At 73.5% G+C, this 16,171-nt stretch carries 11 protein-coding genes; 2 read left to right on the plus strand and 9 right to left on the minus strand.

The genetic code is table 11. The features are described 5' to 3' along the window. Positions 1–33: 33 nt before the first annotated feature. From GXP74_RS32440 to eccD, 4 genes are all read right to left on the minus strand, one after another. The gene (locus GXP74_RS32440; protein ID WP_182454830.1) at positions 34–1,392 is read right to left on the minus strand and encodes a pitrilysin family protein; all 1,359 of its coding nucleotides are present in this window, start codon (positions 1,390–1,392) and stop codon (positions 34–36) included. A 133-nt stretch (positions 1,393–1,525) separates the two neighbouring features. Then, positions 1,526–3,739, minus strand: coding sequence for a polyribonucleotide nucleotidyltransferase (locus GXP74_RS32445; RefSeq protein WP_225448361.1), 2,214 nt, complete (start codon positions 3,737–3,739; stop codon positions 1,526–1,528). 422 nt (positions 3,740–4,161) lie between these two features. Continuing rightward, entirely contained in the window at positions 4,162–4,452 is a 291-nt protein-coding gene (gene rpsO / locus GXP74_RS32450; protein WP_030265570.1) for a 30S ribosomal protein S15, read from the minus strand. A gap of 288 nt (positions 4,453–4,740) precedes the next feature. Further along, a complete protein-coding gene (eccD, locus tag GXP74_RS32455) occupies positions 4,741–6,183 on the minus strand; it encodes a type VII secretion integral membrane protein EccD (RefSeq protein ID WP_182454832.1) in 1,443 nt (480 codons plus the stop codon). A gap of 233 nt (positions 6,184–6,416) precedes the next feature. Here eccD and eccCa point away from each other — a divergent pair, with 233 nt between their 5' ends. Both eccCa and GXP74_RS32465 read left to right on the plus strand, forming a co-directional pair. Next, positions 6,417–10,376 (plus strand): type VII secretion protein EccCa, encoded by a 3,960-nt coding sequence (gene eccCa / locus GXP74_RS32460; protein ID WP_182454833.1) that lies wholly within the window; start codon positions 6,417–6,419, stop codon positions 10,374–10,376. 440 nt (positions 10,377–10,816) lie between these two features. Continuing rightward, entirely contained in the window at positions 10,817–12,241 is a 1,425-nt protein-coding gene (locus tag GXP74_RS32465; RefSeq protein ID WP_182454834.1) for an APC family permease, read from the plus strand. An 81-nt stretch (positions 12,242–12,322) separates the two neighbouring features. Here GXP74_RS32465 and GXP74_RS32470 read toward each other — a convergent pair whose 3' ends face one another. From GXP74_RS32470 to GXP74_RS32490, 5 genes are all read right to left on the minus strand, one after another. After that, a complete protein-coding gene (locus GXP74_RS32470; RefSeq protein ID WP_182454835.1) occupies positions 12,323–12,925 on the minus strand; it encodes a hypothetical protein in 603 nt (200 codons plus the stop codon). Continuing rightward, positions 12,922–14,079 carry a WXG100 family type VII secretion target gene (locus GXP74_RS32475; protein ID WP_182454836.1) on the minus strand — a complete coding sequence of 386 codons (1,158 nt, stop codon included), beginning with the start codon at positions 14,077–14,079 and terminating at the stop codon, positions 12,922–12,924. Before GXP74_RS32475 ends, GXP74_RS32470 begins: the two co-directional genes overlap by 4 nt. Further along, positions 14,076–14,432 carry a hypothetical protein gene (locus tag GXP74_RS32480; RefSeq protein WP_182454837.1) on the minus strand — a complete coding sequence of 119 codons (357 nt, stop codon included), beginning with the start codon at positions 14,430–14,432 and terminating at the stop codon, positions 14,076–14,078. The genes GXP74_RS32475 and GXP74_RS32480 overlap by 4 nt, the downstream gene beginning before the upstream one ends. A gap of 103 nt (positions 14,433–14,535) precedes the next feature. Then, positions 14,536–15,771 (minus strand): type VII secretion-associated serine protease mycosin, encoded by a 1,236-nt coding sequence (gene mycP, locus GXP74_RS32485; protein ID WP_225448362.1) that lies wholly within the window; start codon positions 15,769–15,771, stop codon positions 14,536–14,538. Positions 15,772–15,864: 93 nt separating this feature from the next. After that, positions 15,865–16,158 carry a WXG100 family type VII secretion target gene (locus tag GXP74_RS32490; RefSeq protein WP_182454838.1) on the minus strand — a complete coding sequence of 98 codons (294 nt, stop codon included), beginning with the start codon at positions 16,156–16,158 and terminating at the stop codon, positions 15,865–15,867. Between the last annotated feature and the right edge of the window lie 13 nt (positions 16,159–16,171).

Genomic DNA, 16,171 nt, shown 5'->3' on the forward strand with positions numbered 1-16,171 from the left:
CTCAGCACCGGGCCGGTTCGGCACCGGACCGGTTCAGGACGCCGCCGCGGAGATCCGTTCCGCGCGCTTGCCGTGGATCGGGCCGATCACCGCGAGCGAGGGCCGGTAGCCGCCGAGCACGCTCGCGGCCACCTCGCGGACGTCGTCCAGGGTGACCGCCGAGATCTTGCCCAGCAGCTCGTCCACCGACAGGTGCACGCCGTAGCAGAGCTCGGCCTTGCCGACCCGGGACATGAGCGAGCCGGTGTCCTCCATGCCGAGCACGGTGGAGCCGGAGATCTGGCCGACCGCGCGGGCCAGCTCCTCCTCGGTGATGCCGTTCTCGGCGACCTTCCGCAGTTCCTCACGGCAGATCTTCAGCACCTCCTCGACCCGCTTGGGCTGGCAGCCCGCGTAGATCCCGAACAGGCCGCTGTCGGCGTAGGCGGAGGAGTAGGAGTAGACCGAGTAGGCGAGGCCGCGCTTCTCCCGGACCTCCTGGAACAGCCGGGAGCTCATGCCGCCGCCGAGCGCCGAGTTCAGTACGCCCAGCGCCCAGCGCCGCTCGTCGCGGCGGGCCAGTCCGGGCAGGCCGAGGACGACGTGGGCCTGCTCGGTCGGGCGGTCCAGGATCTCCACCCGCCCGGCGGTGCGCAGCGCCCGGGTGCCGCCACGGGGGTCGGCGGGGGTGGTGTCGGTGCGGCTGAGCGCCCCGGCGGCGGCGAAGGCCTGCTCCACCTGGCGGACCACCGCGGCGTGGTCGATGTTCCCGGCGGCGGCGACCACCAGGTGCTCGGGGCGGTAGCGGCGCTTGTAGAACCCGGCGACCTGGTCGCGGGTGAGCGCGTTGATGGTGTCCACGGTGCCGAGCACCGGGCGTCCCAGCGGCGTGGAGCCGTACATGGTCTGGGCGAACAGGTCGTGCACGACGTCGCTCGGGTCGTCCTCGGTCATCGCGATCTCTTCGAGGACGACGTCACGCTCGGTGTCGATGTCCTCCTGCCGGATCAGCGAGCCGGTGAGCATGTCGCAGACCACGTCGACGGCCAGCGGCAGGTCGTTGTCGAGCACCCGGGCGTAGTAGCAGGTGTACTCCTTGGCGGTGAACGCGTTCATCTCGCCGCCGACCGCGTCCAGCGCGGAGGAGATCTCCAGCGCGCTGCGCCGCTCGGTGCCCTTGAAGAGCAGGTGTTCCAGGTAGTGGGTGGTGCCGTTGAGCACCGGCGTCTCGTCCCGGGAGCCGACGCCGACCCAGATCCCGAAGGCCGCCGAGCGGACCGTCGGCAGGGTCTCGGTGACGATCCGCAGCCCCCCTGGCAGGACGGTGCGGCGGACGGTGCCTGCGCCGTCGACGCCCTTGATCAGGGTCTTGGTCGTACCGGGCCGCTGTTGCGCCGCCGTGGGCTGTGCCACCGAATGCCTCCGGCTGGGAGAAGCTGGGAGAAAAGGAAAAAATACCCGACGACCCCGGACAGGGGTGCGGCCCGGGCCGCCGCCACAGTGGACGGCGGCCCGGGCCGCGACGGTTCAGGCCGTCGACAGGGCCCTACTTGGCCTCGGCCGCCTCGGCGGCGTCCTCGCCCTCGACCACGGGGATCAGCGAGAGCTTGCCGCGCGGGTCGATCTCGGCGATCTCGACCTGCACCTTGGAGCCGACCGCGAGCACGTCCTCGACATTCTCCACGCGCTTGCCACCGGCGAGCTTGCGGATCTGCGAGATGTGCAGCAGGCCGTCCTTGCCCGGCATGAGCGACACGAACGCGCCGAAGGTCGTGGTCTTCACCACGGTACCCAGGTAGCGCTCGCCGACCTCCGGCATGGTCGGGTTGGCGATCTGGTTGATCGTCGTACGGGCAGCCTCCGCCGAGGGACCGTCGACCGCACCGATGTAGATGGTGCCGTCGTCCTCGATGGTGATGTCCGCGCCGGTGTCCTCCTGGATCTGGTTGATCATCTTGCCCTTGGGGCCGATGACCTCACCGATCTTGTCCACCGGGATCTTGATGGTGATGATGCGCGGCGCGAACTCGGACATCTCGTCCGGGACGTCGATCGCCTCGTTCATCACGTCCAGGATGTGCAGACGCGCGTCGTGGGCCTGCTTCAGCGCGGCGCCGAGCACCGAGGCGGGGATGCCGTCGAGCTTGGTGTCCAGCTGGAGCGCGGTGACGAAGGTCTTGGTACCGGCGACCTTGAAGTCCATGTCGCCGAACGCGTCCTCGGCGCCGAGGATGTCGGTCAGCGCGACGTAGTGGGTCTCGCCGTCGATCTCCTGCGAGATCAGGCCCATGGCGATACCGGCGACGGCGGCCTTGAGCGGCACACCGGCGTTCAGCAGCGACATGGTCGAGGCGCAGACCGAGCCCATCGAGGTCGAGCCGTTGGAGCCGAGGGCCTCGGACACCTGACGGATCGCGTAGGGGAACTCCTCGCGGGTCGGCAGCACCGGGATCAGCGCGCGCTCGGCGAGGGCGCCGTGGCCGATCTCGCGGCGCTTGGGCGAGCCCACGCGGCCGGTCTCGCCGACGGAGTACGGCGGGAAGTTGTAGTTGTGCATGTAGCGCTTGCGGGTCTCCGGCGCCAGGGTGTCCAGCTGCTGCTCCATCCGGAGCATGTTCAGCGTGGTGACGCCCAGGATCTGGGTCTCGCCGCGCTCGAACAGGGCGGAGCCGTGGACCCGCGGGATGACCTCGACCTCGGCGGCCAGGGTGCGGATGTCGGTGACCCCGCGGCCGTCGATGCGGACCTTGTCCTTGATGACGCGCTGGCGGACCAGCTTCTTCGTCAGCGAGCGGTACGCGGCGGAGATCTCCTTCTCGCGCCCCTCGAACTGCGGCAGCAGCTTGTCGGAGGCGAGCGCCTTGACCCGGTCCAGCTCGGCCTCGCGGGCCTGCTTGCCGGCGATGGTCAGCGCCTGCGCCAGCTCGCCGGTGACCGCGGCGCTGAGCGCCTCGAACACGTCCTCCTGGTAGTCCAGGAAGACCGGGAACTCACCGGTGGGCTTCGCGGCGGCGGCGGCCAGCTGGGCCTGGGCCCGGCACAGCTCGCGGATGAAGACCTTGGCGGCTTCCAGACCGGCGGCCACGACGTCCTCGGTCGGGGCGGTGGCGCCGCCCTTGACCAGCTCGATGGTCTTCGCGGTGGCCTCGGCCTCGACCATCATGATCGCGACATCGCCGTCGGCCAGCGTGCGGCCCGCGACGACCATGTCGAACACGGCCTCCTCAAGCTCGCTGTGGCGCGGGAAGGCGACCCACTGGCCCTTGATCAGGGCCACCCGGACGCCGCCGATGGGGCCGGAGAAGGGCAGGCCCGCGAGCTGCGTGGAGGCGGAGGCGGCGTTGATCGCGACGACGTCGTACAGGTCGTCGGGGTTGAGCGCCATGATCGTGCAGACGACCTGGATCTCGTTGCGCAGGCCCTTGACGAAGGACGGGCGCAGCGGGCGGTCGATCAGCCGACAGGTGAGGATGGCGTCCTCGGAGGGACGGCCCTCACGGCGGAAGAACGAGCCGGGGATGCGCCCGGCCGCGTACATCCGCTCCTCGACGTCCACCGTCAGCGGGAAGAAGTCGAAGTGGTCCTTGGGCTGCTTCGACGCGCTGGTCGCCGAGAGGATCATCGTCTCGTCGTCCAGGTAGGCGACGGCGGAGCCGCCGGCCTGCTTGGCCAGACGGCCGGTCTCGAAGCGGATGGTGCGGGTACCGAAAGAACCGTTGTCGATGACGGCTACGGCTTCGTGCGTGGTGTTGTCTTCCACCTGGAAGATCTCCTTCATGTCCTCTAGGTGGAGCGTCCAGCTCCGCGCCGCCGCCGGGCGGCCCGGCTTGGCCGGTCTTCGATCGAAGCCTCCGGCAGGTGCAGTACGCGCTTGGCGCTGTCACTCTCCGGCGGCCACTACCGAGGACCGGCGCCTGGTGGCGCCCGTGGTCGGATGCGTGTGGACGCTCCGCGTCTTTGCGGGCGCCGACCGGTCCGGTCGTCCCGCGGTGTCGGTGCGTCCCGGCGCGCTCCGCGCGTGCCCGGGTCGTCCTTCACCCTTCGTTCTCACCTTACGCACGTGGTCTTTCCCACGTGCGCGCCCTGCCCAATCATTTTTCCTGTCAGGTCAGGAGATGCCTCGACTGGGCCAGGATGTGCCGAAGGGCGGCTCCCGTTCGGGAGCCGCCCCCAGGCGAGGTACTAGCGGGCCGCACCGGCCGCGCCACGGCGAATGCCGAGGCGGTCGACCAGGGTACGGAAGCGCTCGATGTCCTTCTTGGCCAGGTACTGGAGCAGACGACGGCGCTGGCCGACGAGCAGCAGCAGGCCACGACGCGAGTGGTGGTCGTGCTTGTGGGTCTTGAGGTGCTCGGTCAGGTCCGAGATACGGCGGCTGAGCATGGCGACCTGGACCTCGGGGGAGCCGGTGTCGCCCTCCTTGGTGCCGAACTCGTCCATGATCTGCTTCTTGACAGCGGCGTCGAGGGCCACGGCAGCAACTCCTTGCGATGATGGGTGCCGGGTGTCCCTGGTCTGCTTCACAGGAACGGATGAGGCCCGGCGGTCGGGACCCGCTCTGGCCCCGCAGGGGCCGCAGGCGTGTCCGTCCCGGCCAGCTTACCAGCGTGGGGCGGGCACTTTAGCAGCGCCTCCGGCCGACCCTCAGCCGAGGCCCCGACGGCGTCCACCGGTCCGGGGCCCTCAGCCGAGGCCCCGACGGCGTCCACCGGTCCGGGGCCCTCAGCCGAGGCCCCGACGGCCTCCTCCGGTCCGGGGCCCTCAGCCGAGGCCCCGGACTCTGGCGTAGACGTCCAGCACCGCCAGCGCCAGCGGGATCAGCGCGGCCAGCACCAGGCCGTCGACCAGGTCCAGGATCCGGGCCCAGAACGGGGAGACGCCCCGGGCCGGGACCACCAGCGCGACCGCGACCAGCGCCCCCGCGCCCAGCGCGACGGCGGCGGCCAGGGCGACGGTGTGGACGTCCACGGCGGAGGTGTCGCCGAGGTTCCGGTAGAGGAAGCGGGGCAGGTTCAGCGAGAACCCGACGATCAGCAGGCCGAGCGCGAGGATCCCGGCCACCAGCAGGCACAGCACCTGGGGGGTGTGCCGGAACAGCCGGGCGCGCAGCGTCGCGGCCAGGCCCAGGGCCAGCGCCAGCAGCTCCGGCCAGCGGCTGTCGGTGAACGAGAGCACCGCCGCGCCGCCGACGACGACCGCGGCGCAGCCGCCGACCAGGCCGCCGAGCAGTTCGTGGCCGCGCCGGGCGCGGGCGGCGATCCGGGCGTAGTCGGCGCCCTCGGTCGCCTCGGCGTCCGGCTCGCCCCGGCCCGTCGGCTGCTGCGGGGCGTGGAAGGCGACCGGCAGCCGGGCGAAGCGGGCGGAGAACTGCGGCAGGAAGCCGAGCAGGGCGACCGCGGCGACGGACGCGACGGCGGCCGCCTCGCCGGCCGAGGCGCCGCTGAGGACGGCGGCGAAGGTGGCGGCCGTGCCCGCCGCCGAGACCAGTACCGCGGCCACGAAGGGGGCGTCGCCGCTCGGCAGCAGCGTGGCCAGCAGCACCGAGACCACCAGCACGGCGACGCATCCGGCCAGGAACTGGATCCGCCCCGGGCCCTGGCCGAGGGTCGGGGCGAGGATGCCGGAGCCGCCGATCAGCGCGTGCGGCAGCGCGGCCAGGCCGAGCGCCAGCGCGGAGCCCCGGTCGTCGTAGACCCGGGCGCGGACCCCCGCCAGCGCGGTCAGCAGGACCGCGGTCAGGCCGCTGATCAGGCCCGGGAGCGAGTGCATGTCGTGGCCGAGGTCGCTGGACCAGAGCGCGAGGCCGAGCAGCGCGAGCAGCAGGACCGAGCCGACCAGGCCCGCGGTGCGCAGCTGCGACCGGCTCCACAGGCCGCGGTCGGCGCCGACGGCGGTGGCGACGGCGTCGGCGACGTCGTCGTAGACGGCCCCGGGCAGCGAGTCGGCGAAGGGGCGCAGGCTGAGCAGGTCGCCGTCGCGGACCTGCTGGGCGATCAGCGACAGGCTGCTGTCGAGCACCGTGCCGTCGCGGCGGACCAGGTGGAATCCGGCGGGCGCGCCCTTGGGCAGGCTCTGGCCGGAGAGCCGCAGCAGCTCCGGGAAGACGTCGGCCAGCGGGATGTCCTCGGGCAGGGCGACATCGATCCGGCTGTCCGGTGCGACGACGGTGACCCGGCAGAAGCCGGTGCCGGCGCTGGTGTTCACCGCGAGCCCTCCCCCGTGTGCGTGCTGACGGCATGCCCGCGCCACGGCCGGGTGACCCTTGGTGACCGTGTGCGGCGGTTCACCCTACCGGCCCCCGCCGACAGCGCACCGTTCCGGTGCGGACGATCGTGGCGGCGACGGGTCGGCGGCCGTTCGGGACCGGGGCGCGGTCGATAGGATCTGGCCCCTGCGACGAACCGATGACACTCGATCAGACAAGGGCTGGTAGCGAGTTGAGCGTGGTAACCGTCAAGCGACCACCCCGTGCCCACCCGCCCGCGGTCCCCGGCGAGGAGTTACGGCTGGAGTCGCCGCCCGAGCTGCCGCGCGGCGCGGGCGGCCAGTGGTGGCAGTCGCTGCTGCCGATGCTGGCCACCGGCGGGTCCGCTGCCTTCTTCTTCCTGCCCGGCAGTCAGATGATCATGAAGGTCATGGGCGGGCTGATGGTCGCCTCGACCGTGGCGATGGCGGTCGCGCAGCTCAACAGCTCACGCAAGGGCGGCGGCGAGGACCTGGAGGACGAGCGCCGCGACTACCTCAAGTACCTGGCGCAGCTGCGCCGAGAGGTGCGCCGTACGGCCGCGTTGCAGCGCGACGCGCAGCTGTACCTGCACCCGGCGCCGGACCAGCTGTGGTCGGTGGTGGCCGAGGGCAGCCGACTGTGGGAGCGCCGCCCGGGCGACGCCGACTTCGGCCAGGCCCGGATCGGCACCGGGCCGCAGCGGCTGGCCACCCCGCTGGTCGCGCCGCGGACCGCGCCCAGGGAGGAGCTGGAGCCGCTGACCGCCGCCGCCATGAAGAGCTTCCTGGCGGTGCACGGCTCGCTGCCGGAGCTGCCGCTGGCGGTCTCGCTGCGGGCGTTCCACCACCTGACCGTGTCCGGCGACCCGGAGAGCGTGTACGGCACGGTCCGTGCCGCGCTGGCGCAGCTGGCCACCCTGCACTCGCCCGACGACCTGGTGGTCGGCGTCGCCGCCGCGCCCGGCGCGGCCCCCGAGTGGGAGTGGGTGAAGTGGCTGCCGCACGTCCAGCACCCGACCGAGGCCGACGGCGCGGGCTCGCTGCGGTTGATCTGCCACTCGCTGGACGAGTTGGAGCGGCTGCTCGCCGAGGAGCTGGCCGGGCGGCCCCGGTTCAGCCGGGACGCCCCGCCGGTCCTCGACCGGAAGCACCTGGTGGTGGTCCTGGACCGGGCCCCGGTCGGCCCGGACTCGCTGCTCGCCGGGGGGCTCGCCGGCGCCGACGGGCTGCACGGGGTGACCGTGGTCGAGGTGGTGCCGGGCGAGCTCGACGAGCCGCGCGGCGGCCTGTCGGTGCTGGTCGAGCCGGAGCGGATGCGGCTGGTCGCGGGCCGCGGCGCGGTCTACCGGGGGCGTCCGGACACGCTGAGCGGTCGGCAGGCGGAGGCGTTGGCGCGGCAGCTGGCGCCGCTGCGGGCCTCGGTCGGCGACAGCGACGAGCCGCTGCTGGCCAACCTGGACTTCACCGAGTTGATGGGCGTCGGCGACGCCGCCGCCGTGGACGTCTCCCGGACCTGGCGGCCCCGGGCGGCGCACGAGCGGCTGCGGGTGCCGATCGGGCTCGGCGCGGGCGGCGAGCCGGTGGTGCTGGACCTGAAGGAGTCGGCGCTGGAGGGCATGGGCCCGCACGGCCTGTGCGTGGGCGCCACCGGCTCCGGCAAGTCGGAGCTGCTGCGCACGCTGGTGCTGGGCCTGGCGATGACGCACTCCTCGGAGACGCTGAACTTCGTGCTCGCGGACTTCAAGGGCGGCGCGACCTTCGCCGGGATGGCGGACCTGCCGCACACCTCGGCGGTGATCACCAACATGGCCGAGGAACTGACCCTGGTGGACCGGATGCGGGACGCGGTGACCGGCGAGCTGAACCGCCGCCAGGAGCTGCTGCGCGCGGCCGGGAACTACCCGAACGTGCACGACTACGAGCGGGCCCGGGCGGCCGGGGCCCCGCTGGAGCCGTTGCCCTCGCTGCTGCTGATCATCGACGAGTTCAGCGAACTGCTCACCGCGAAGCCCGACTTCATCGACATGTTCATCCAGATCGGGCGGATCGGCCGGTCGCTGGGGGTGCATCTGCTGCTGGCCTCGCAGCGGCTGGAGGAGGGGCGGCTGCGCGGCCTGGAGACCTACCTCTCCTACCGGATCGGGCTGCGGACCTTCTCCGCCGCCGAGTCCCGGGCGGCGCTCGGCGTGCCCGACGCGTACCACCTGCCGTCGGTGCCCGGGGTGGGCTACCTCAAGTTCGGCACCGACGTGATGGCGCAGTTCAAGGCCGCCTACGTGTCGGGTCCGCACCGCTCCGGGGGCCCGCGGCGGGCGCCGGGCCGGGCCCGGCGGCAGCAGCCGGTGCTGTTCACCGGCGCGCCGGTGGCGCTGCCGCTGCTGCCGTCGCACGAGCTGGAGCCGCCGCGGCCCCCGCGTCGGGACGACGCGCTCGCCGACACCGTGCTCGATGTGATCGTCGCCCGGCTCGCGGGCCAGGGCCCACCGGCGCACCAGGTGTGGCTGCCGCCGCTGAACCAAGCCCCGGCGCTGGACCAGCTGCTGCCGCCGCTGACGACCACCGCCGACCGGGGCCTGGCACCGGCCGACTACCCGGCCGCCGGACGGCTGGCGGTGCCGATCGGGCTGGTCGACCGGCCGTTCGAGCAGCGGCGCGACCTGATGTACCTGGACTTCTCCGGCGCGGCCGGTCACGGGATCGTGGTCGGCGGTCCGCGCTCGGGCAAGTCCACCCTGCTGCGGGCGATGATCGGCGCCTTCGCGCTCACCCACACCCCGGCCGAGGTGCAGTTCTACTGCCTGGACTTCGGTGGCGGCGGGATGCTTCAGGTCGAGGGCCTGCCGCAGGTGGGCGGGGTGGCCGGGCGGCTGGACGCGGAGAAGGTCCGGCGGATGGTGGCCGAGGTCTCCGGCCTGGTCACCCGGCGCGAGGCGGTGTTCCGGGCGCAGGGCATCGACTCGATCGCGACCTTCCGCGCCCGCCGCCGACAGGGCCTGCTGCCGGAGGAGCGGTACGGCGACGTGTTCCTGGTGGTCGACGGCTGGCTCACCTTCCGGCAGGAGTTCGAGCTGCTGGAGCCGGTGGTGACCGACCTCGCCCAGCGCGGCCTGGCCTACGGCGTGCACCTGGTCGTCGGGGCCTCCCGCTACGGCGAGCTGCGGCCGGCGCTGAAGGACCTGATGCAGACCAGGGTGGAGCTGAAGCTCGGCGACGCGATGGAGTCCGAGATAGACCGCAAGGCCGCGGTGAACGTCCCGGCGGGGGTGCCGGGGCGCGGGCTGACCGCCGAGAAGCTGCACTTCCTGGGGGCGCTGCCGAGGATCGACGGTTCCACCTCGGTCGAGGACCTGGCCGACGGCCTGGCCGCGCTGGTCACCGCCGTCGGCGGCGGCTGGGGCGGCCCACGCGCGCCGCAGGTGCGGCTGCTGCCCGAGCTGCTGCCCGCCGAGCAGCTGCCGAAGGCCGCCGAGCACCCGCGGCTGGGCATCGCGATCGGGGTGGACGAGTCCGCGCTGGCCCCGGTCTTCGTCGACTTCCGGACCGACCCGCACTTCGTCGTCTTCGGCGACGGCGAGGCCGGGAAGACCGCGCTGCTGCGGCTGCTGCTCCAGGGCATCACCGAGCAGTACACCCCGGAGCAGGCCCGGATCGTCATCGGCGACTACCGCCGGGCGCTGCTGGGCCAGGTGGCCACCCCGCACCTGCTGGAGTACGCGGCGGCGCAGCCCGCGCTACAGGCGTTCCTGACCGACATCCGGGGCTCGATGGAGCGCCGGATCCCCGGTCCGGACGTCACCCAGGAGCAGCTGCGGGACCGCAGCTGGTGGTCGGGCGCGGAGCTGTTCCTGGTGATCGACGACTACGACCTGGTGGCGACGGCCTCCGGCAACCCGCTGACGCAGCTGCTGGAGGTGCTGCCGTTCGCCAAGGACGTCGGGCTGCACCTGATCATCGCCCGCCGCTCCGGCGGCGCGGGCCGGGCGCTGTACGAGCCGGTGCTACAGCGGCTGCGGGAGCTGGGGACGCAGGGGATCGTGATGTCCGGCGAGAAGGACGAGGGCGTGCTGCTGGGGAACGTGAGGCCGCAGCGGATGCCGCCGGGGCGGGGCGTGCTGGTGACCCGGCGGCGCGGTTCGTTCACGGTGCAGACCGGGTGGCTGCCGGTGCGCTGACCACGCTCGGTGACCGCGCGCGGTCACCGCTGTCGAGATCGTTATCCGGACCGGGACAGTCCGATCCGTAGCGGCCGCTGAGTGATACGTCACTCGGCGGCCGCTTTGTCGCCACGGGAAAAGATCTTGGATTGACACCGCGATACATGGTCACTACAGGAATGAATGCCCATATACAGAGGTTGTATCGGCTACAGACATTCGATCCGAAGGCGTTCGGACATTTGGATCAAATGGGTTGAACTGCTGAGTCGCCATCAGATTCGTCGTGGTAGCGATTCACGGCAACGAAATCCGAAGCAAATGCTCCCTTGACGTGTTGTTAACAGCGGGGGTTTTATGACTCGCGGAGAGCGCCAGGTTCGCAACAGCTGACCCGACCGACCGGAGGCGATACCGCTCTTCCCGCTCAAGGCCCCACCGATCCGATCGGAACGCACATGACCGACACGCTGAGCCCGCTCGACTCCGTCGACGCGACCTCCCCCGCCGGCGGCGACGCCGCCGAGCCGCAGAAGCTCAAGCGCTCCATCGGCGTCGTCGGCGGAACCCTGCTGACCCTGTCCTGCCTCACCCCGGCGTCGTCGCTGTTCGTCATCGTGCCCGGCTCCTTCGCCGTCCTCGGCACCGGAACCGCGCTGGCCCTGAGCATCGCCATGGTGATCTGTGTCGGCGTGGCGTTCTGCTACTCCGAGCTCGGGACGCTGATCCCGAGCGCGGGTGGCGAGTACGCCATGGCGGGCAGCACCCTCGGCAAGGGCACCGGCTGGCTGGCGTTCATCCAGGCGCTGATCGTGGTCCTGATCGTGCCGCCGATCATCGCCCTGGGCACCGCCCAGTACCTGGCGCCGCTGTTCAACGTCAACGCCGACGTGGCCGGGGCGGCCGTGATGCTGCTCGCCACCGTGATGGGCCTGCTGGACCTGCGCGCCAACGCCTGGATCACCGGCATCTTCCTGTGCCTGGAGGTCATCGCCTCGGCCCTGGTCGCCTGCCTGGGCTTCGCCCACTCGAACCGCTCCGCCTCGGTGATGCTGCACCCGCAGCTGCTCGGCGACCACGGCCACATGAACGTGGTCACCGCCGGGACGATGATCGCCGGGCTGGCCACCGCGCTGTTCATCACCCAGGGCTTCTCCACCGCCGTCTACCTGGCCGAGGAGATGGAGCGCCCGAGCCACACCGTGCCGCGCACGGTGCTGTGGACGCTGGGCATCGGCTCCGCCGTCATCCTGGTCCCCACCATCGCGATCACCCTGGGCGCGCCCAGCATGTCCGCGCTGGACGCCGGCGACATCAGCGGCATGGTCACCGCCTGGAGCAACTCCGCCGTCGGCACCTTCGTCAGCCTCTGCATCGCGTTGGCGATCATCAACGCCGCGATCGTCATGGTCATCCAGAACTCCCGGGTGCTGTACTCCTCGGCGCGGGACAAGGCCTGGCCGGAGCCGGTCAACCGGGCCTTCACCGACCTCAGCAAGAAGTTCGGCTCGCCCTGGATCTCCACCCTCGCGGTGGGCGTCCCCGGCGCGGTGCTGTGCTTCGTCCCGGTCGACACCCTGACCAACGTCACCGGCGTCGCGGTGACCCTGCTGTACGGATTCGTCGCGGTCGCCGCGCTGGCCTCCCGCCGGGGCGCGCACAAGCACAACACCGCCGCCTGGCGGATGCCGCTGTGGCCGGCCGTGCCGATCGTGATCCTGGCCGTGCTGCTCTACGTGCTCAGCCAGCAGGCGGTCAGCGACCTGCTGATCACCGGCGGGATCACCGTCGCCTCGCTGCTGTACTGGGTGTTCTACCTGCGGCCGCGCGCCGGGACCCGCTGGATCATCACCGTCCCCGAGGACGACCAGCAGCCCGCCTGACCCCGTTCCCGGACCGGGCCGCGAGGACCCACGACCCCGCCGGGGGTCGTGGGTCCTCGCCCGTCCGGGCCCACCGGTCGCTCAGCCCAGGGCGTCCGCGATCCGGGAGCGCGGCGGCTCCGGGGCGGCGAAGCCGAGGGTGTGCGCGGTGCCGAGCAGCACCGCCCGGTAGTCGGCGGCGAGCTCGCTCGCGGCGGAGCTGAGCTGGAGCACCGCGACCCGGTCCTGGGCGGCGCCGACCACCGCCACCGTGCCGCTCCACAGCCACCGCCCGGCGTCCGCCCGCTGCCGCCGTTCCAGCAGCAGCGCCGGGCCCAGCGGCAGCTCCACCGACAGCGCGCCCGCCGCCGACGCTCCGCCCGCCGCGCGGGCGCGCAGCTCGGCCAGCACCGCCCCGGGCGCGGCCCCCGCCAGCGGCCGGGCGGTGAGGGTCAGCACCGACGAGCACACCGCGCCCCGGGCGTCCTGGTGCAGCCCGAGCGCGCAGAGCAGCACGTCCTGCTCGCGGAGCGCGGCCAGCGCCCGCTCGTAGTCCGCGAACACCTCGGCCGGGCGCCCCTGCGGCGCGTCCGGCATCCCGGCCAGCAGTTCGTCCAAGCGGTCGAGCCTGACCCGCTCCGGACGCAGCTCCAGCCAGTGGAAGCCGGCCGGGAGGCCGCAGCTGACGGCCGCCGCGCCGGTCATCGGGGCGCCCCGGGACCGGCCGCGTTCCCCCGGGTGGCCTCGTCGTACAGCGCGCTGCCGAACCCGGCGGCGGCGACGCCCCGGCCGACCAGGAGGTGCCGTCGGCGCGCGGCCGCCTCCTCGGCGGTGGCGCCCGGCGGCGGCCGCACCGCCGCCTCGGCCCGGGCCGCGCGGCTGAACACGGTCACCGTGTCGCGCAGGAAGGACCCGGCCGCGGTCTCCACCGGGACGGCGCGGCCCGCCGCGGTGGCCGCCCGCAGCCCCTGGAGCGTGCCCGAGGCGCCCCGGGCGACGGCGGCGAGGCCGGGGACCACCCCGGCGGCGTCACCGCCCAGGGTGACCGCCGCCGTCACGCTGTCCAGGCCGGGACGCGGCGGCCACAGCGCCGCCCACAGCCCCGGGTCGCCGACGTCCTCGCCGAGCTGGACCGCGCCGGTGGTCACCGCGATCCCGGCCAGCAGCGGGGTCAGCGGGCTGGGGAACAGCGCCAGCAGGCCGGACGCCGCGCTGACCGTGCCCGCGTGCCGGTACAGCCCGTCAGCGAGGTCGGCGGCGGCGCCGGACAGCCCCGCCAGCACCGTGTCGAGCGTCCCCGGGCCCGGCGGGACGGCGGCCGACCGGTCGGCGTCCAGTCCGGCGGCGATCCGGGCGGCGTCGGCGGCGTGGTCCCGCTCCAGCTCCCCGGCCTCGGCGAGCAACCGGTCCGCCTCCTGCCCGGCCCGGTCGGCCGCCAGCGCCGCCGCCTCCAGCGCGCTGCCGTCGCCGTCCCCCGGTTCCTGGGCGGCGGTGGGCGGCGGGGTGGCCCGGAGCCGCCGCAGGGCGTCGTCCAGGCGCCGGGCGTGGGCCTGGCGGTCGAGCAGGTCGGTGTGCCAGTCCTGGAGCTGGTCGGCGGCGTGCCGCAGCGCGTCGTGGGCGGCGCCCAGCCGCGGGGCCAGGCCGTCCCGGACGTGCTCACGGAAGGCGGTCGCGGCCCCGCCCTGCCAGTGCGGCCCCTCGGCCGCGGCCACCCGCTCGACCAGGGCGCGGGCGTCGTCCAGCCAGGCGCCCGCCCCGGCCAGCCGCTGCCGCAGCTCCGCGACCCCGGCCGGATCGCCGGGGGTCGGATCGAAGCCGATGCCGGGGTAGGCGGGCCCCGGAAGGCCGCAGTCGCTCACCGGTCGCCCCCGGACAACTGGACCGGCAGCGGGATCGGCAGCGGGACCGGCGGCGGGACCGAGGCCGCCGCGAGGGTCGCGAGCAGGCCGTGCTCCGTCCCGCGGTAGCTCCGGGCGCTGCCGCGCACCCCCTCGGCGGCGTCGTCGGCCTGCTGCCGCAGCTGCCGCAGCCGGTCGTGCCAGTCCTGCTGGAACTCCTCGCAGGCGCGGTCGAGGCGATCGGTGCCGAGGCTCGCGGCGGTGGTGTCGCGCAGGGCGTCGAGCGCGCCCTGGAGCGAGTTCCCGGCCTGGAGCAGCGCGTCGGCGAGGGCGTCGAGCTGGTCCGGTTCGGTCCGGAATCCGGAGTGGGTCACGCGGGATCTCCGTGCTGGTCTCTGTGGAATGGCTGGTCTCTGTGGGACAACTGATCTCTGTGGGACGACTGGTCTCTGGGCGGTGTCGGACGGCCGGCGTTTGTCAGGCCGCCGGGCGGCGGCGGGCATCGCGCAGGACTATCGCGGTACCGGCGGTGACCGCCACCGCGAGTGCGCCCAGGCAGAGGATGTAGACGGCGGTGCGCCGCGCGCGGGCCGCCGCGGTGTCGCCCAGGCCCAGCGGGCGGGCCCGCACCGGCGGCGCCGGGTCGGCGGTCGCCGGGTCCGGCACCGCCGCCGCGGCCGGGGGCGCGCTGTCGGAGACGGCGGCCACCGGGTCGACCACGCCCCAGCCGATGAAGTCGTTGCGTCCCGGGTCGGTGCGCTGCGCGGTCTGCTCGATCCGGGCGATGACCTGCGCCGCCGTCCACCGCGGATGCAGCTGCTTGAGCAGCGCGGCCACCGCGGCCGCGTAGGGGGCGGCGAAGCTGGTACCGCTGTCCACGCACTGTCCGCCGCCGGGCACGGTGGAGACCATGTCCACGCCGGGCGCGGCCACGTCCACCGAGCCGCCGGTCTCGGAGAAGTCCGCGGCGCGCTCGTTGTCGCGGTCCGAGGCGCCGACCCCGAGCACGCCCGGCAGCGAGGCCGGGTAGGTCGGCAGCGACAGGCCCTCGTTGCCCGCGGCGACCACCACCACGATGTTCCGGCTGACGGCCCTGGCCACGGCGCGGGCCAGCTCGCTGTCGGCGGCGACCGGGACCGGCCTGCCGTTCTCGGTGACGTCCTGCGAGATGTTGATGACGCCGACCCCGGCGGCGACCGCCGCGTCCACCGCCTCGGCCAGTGTGTCCGGCGTGCCGTCGCCCTGCGCGTCGTTCTGACGGATCGACAGAATCCGTGCGCCCGGGGCGAGTCCGACGAACCCGGTGGCACTGGAGGGCCGCGCCGCGATGATCCCGGCGACCATGGTGCCGTGGCCGTCCGGGTCGGTCAGCGCGTCGCCGCCCTGGCCGGTGAGGTAGTCGGGACCGGCGGCCACCGCGTCGCGCAGTTGCGGGTTGGTGTCGCTGACCCCGGTGTCGATGACCGCGACGGTCACCCCGCGGCCGGTCGCGTGGCTCCACAACTCCGTTAGCAGCACCCGTTGCAGGGACCACGGGTTGCCGCTGATGTCGGCGGCCGGGAAGGCGCACTGGCCGCTGGAGTCGGTCACCGTGCGCGGCGGCGCGGCGGCGGTGACCGGAGCCGGGGCCGGGGCCAGGAGCGGCGCCAGGGCCCCGGCGGCGAGCAGCGCGGGCACCAGGGCCTGGCCCTTGCGGCGGCGGTGCCTGTTCACAGGAGCTCTGTTCCCCCGGGGTGCGACGGCTGGCGGCGGTGCGGTGCCCGTGCGCCACCGGTCGGCGGCGGCACACGGACGGGTGCGGCGCGGCTAGGCGCCCCAGATACCGGCGTTCTTGTTCTCGGTCGCCTGGTAGTTCTCCGCGGCGGTCTCCAACGCGGAGGCGATCTTCAGCAGCACCTCGTGCAGGTTCGCCGCGGTGCTGTTCCACTCCGCCTGGCGGGCCTGGTACTTCTCCTGCGCGACGCCGTCCCAGCTCTGGGCGACCTGGGCGACACTGGCCTTGAGGGCGTCCAGTTGCGCCTGCACGTTGGCCGCGGTGCTGCGGACGTCGCCGGCCGCGTCGGTGATGGAGTTGAAGGTGACCTTGATGGGCGTGGACATGGGATCTCCCGGA

Origin of the sequence: Streptacidiphilus sp. P02-A3a (genome assembly GCF_014084105.1) — a bacterium.
Taxonomy (GTDB): Bacteria; Actinomycetota; Actinomycetes; order Streptomycetales; family Streptomycetaceae; genus Streptacidiphilus.